This window comes from Paraburkholderia humisilvae, from assembly GCF_902859855.1.
GTDB lineage: Bacteria > Pseudomonadota > Gammaproteobacteria > Burkholderiales > Burkholderiaceae > Paraburkholderia > Paraburkholderia humisilvae.
Window position 1 is genome coordinate 1 of record NZ_CADIKH010000259.1, and the last position, 2,439, is coordinate 2,439.

At 59.5% G+C, this 2,439-nt stretch carries 2 protein-coding genes; both read right to left on the reverse strand.

Annotated elements, in window-relative coordinates; translation table 11 throughout:
- Positions 1–471: 471 nt before the first annotated feature.
- Entirely contained in the window at positions 472–732 is a 261-nt protein-coding gene (locus HV796_RS41655) for a hypothetical protein (RefSeq protein ID WP_175233467.1), read from the reverse strand.
- Between the two features lie 188 nt (positions 733–920).
- Positions 921–2,439 (reverse strand): thiamine pyrophosphate-binding protein (locus HV796_RS41660; RefSeq protein WP_175233468.1); only part of this gene is annotated, 1,519 nt, incomplete at its 5' end.

Consider the following 2,439-nt stretch of genomic DNA (forward strand, 5'->3'; position numbering starts at 1 on the left):
GGCGATGCTGATTCGGGATCAGCCCTATCAGGCTGGCAGTGTTCCCGTGCGATCCAGTGTGACGCATTCACACAACCCCAGTCTTTAACATCGAAACATCGTTCACTTTCCAGAGGTTGCTTGAGCAGACTTCAATTCGATGACAGAACGGTCGGGCCGTGATGGGTCAAACCCGCTTTGCACCAAGGGCACAAAGCCCGAGCATCTGATGGGGGCACCCATTCGTGGATATTCATCGTGGGCCCCACAGCCAGTGCTGCGAACTGAGCCCGGATACATGACTGCAACCTCGCCTCATGCCAGCGACCGGGATTGCTTGACAACAGGGAGTCGTCCATACATGGTGCAAATAGCGGAAATAGTCGAGGAAGTTGATTTTGACAGGATAACTTATTGATCAAAGAATGAGCTTGACCCGCTTCGACGGACGGATTTAGTCCAGTATTGATCCTCCTGCTGAGTCGCGGGTTGTCACGGGCGGGCGACGGGTCGTCTCTCACGACCACGACGCTGCCCGCCGGCGGGCAACCTGCGTGGCGACAAATTTTGATCTTGCGCATGCAGGTTTTCAAACTCGAGCTGCGAACAGTAGCCGATGCTGCTGTGCAAACGACGTATGTTGTACTCGCTCCCCGGAAACGAGAACGGCCGCCGCCGTGCGTGTTCGTCGGTCGCGGAGTCTTCACGACAGAGCACTTCCGCTTCAGGCGTACCGAAGAAGGACTCGGACATGGCGTTGTCGTACTCATCGACGGCTGTACTCCGGCGTCGCGACAGCGCCGTCGGAAGGCCGTTTGGCGGCGATCCGACAACCCTCGAAGCCCAACGCTCACGCGACAAAACTTCTAACCACCGGTATGCAAGCGCAATATTCAGGCAAGCCCCTTGTCACATAAAGCGCAGAGGCCCCTCCAATTTCACTAAGCGGCTTGCCCGTCGAATCGCTCGGTCGGTGTCGGGAAATTACCAGTCCGCACGTCAATAACAACCGTCGTTTCGGACTTTAAGGCCTGCTCAAACGCATTTTCCAGTTCCGATGGATCGTCGACAGTGATACCCTTCGCGCCGACAGAACTCGCGAATCTCGCCCAGTCGTGGGTCGGCAACGCATGCAATTCCGCCATCGCGGGGCTGATGCGATCCGCACGTAGTTTGGGATTGCCGAAAGCCGAATTGTTGAACACCACACAGATCAGCGGAACCCGATACCGGGCAGCGGTCTGAATCTCGACGCCATGCATCAGCATGCAACCGTCTCCGGTCACGACCACACAGGGGTCGTTCGGATGGACAAGTTGTGCGCCCATTGCCGCCGGAATGGCCCATCCCATCGCGCCCATATACTTGATCGACGTGAAAAACCGTCCTGGCTCATAGGCGGTCCAGTAGTGTCCCGCAAAGAACGCATGCGCTCCGCTGTCGATAAACAGCCGTGTCGAGCGCGGCATCACCCATCGCAGCGCCCGGAGCGCATCAGCAGGATGAATGTGTCCGACGCTTGAATCGGAGTGCGCTGCAGCGTCGTTCGATGCGTCAACAGCCTTTAGCCGCGACACCCACTCCCGCCTCGCCGCCCCACTTGCGCGTATGCGGTTGGGGACTTCAGGCGACGCATCGTTCAGCATTTCAAGGCATGTACGCGCATCGCCGAGTATCGACAGATTTACGTGATAGTCGCAAAAAACGCGCGAAGGATTGATGTCGTTGACGATCAGCGCACGCCGCGGCCTGAAGCCTTCACTCCAGATCAGCGTATCGAGCATGTTGAGACGTGAGCCGAGCACGAACAGGACGTCGAGTTCACCCGACGTCAGCGCATCGAGCGCCGGGCGATTGCCGCACCAGCCTAGGACACCAAGACTCAAAGGGTGATCCTCCGGAAACACGCCTTTAGCGGACAGTGTCGTCGCCACCGGCACGTCGAAGCGTTCGGCGAACCGCTTCAGCTCCTGCGACGCATTGGATTGCGCGCACCCGCTGCCGGCCAGAATCGCCACTTTCGCGCCCGACTCCACATGGTCCCAGAACGCGCCGCAGCTATGAGCATCGACAAAGCGGGGCTGATACAGTCGCTCATGCAGCCTTGACCAGTGGCCTGCTGTTTCCGCACGCTGAACGTCGGCCGGTATCGACAGATGCACCGGACCACGCGATGCATGGCCCAACATACTGTGCAACAGACGATCCAGATGCCGATACGTCAGCGATGGCGCGCCGAGCTCGAGTTGCAGTGCCGTTACCGGCGTCGCCATGGCCGTCGCACGCATCCCGGCCGCACTCGAGTCCTGAAACGCGCCACGCCCCATCCAGTCGCGCCCGACCTCGCCTGACAACGCGAGCACAGCCGATCGGTCCGTGTAAGCGGTCGCCAATGCGGTCAGCGTATTCGTGAAGCCCGGACCGCTGGTGGTTGCGTACACACCAAACCGGCCGCTCGCG

Excerpts from the sequence above, each read along its gene's own strand:
- HV796_RS41655 (WP_175233467.1), bottom strand. The coding sequence starts at position 732 with ATGTCCGAGTCCTTCTTCGGTACGCCTGAAGCGGAAGTGCTCTGTCGT.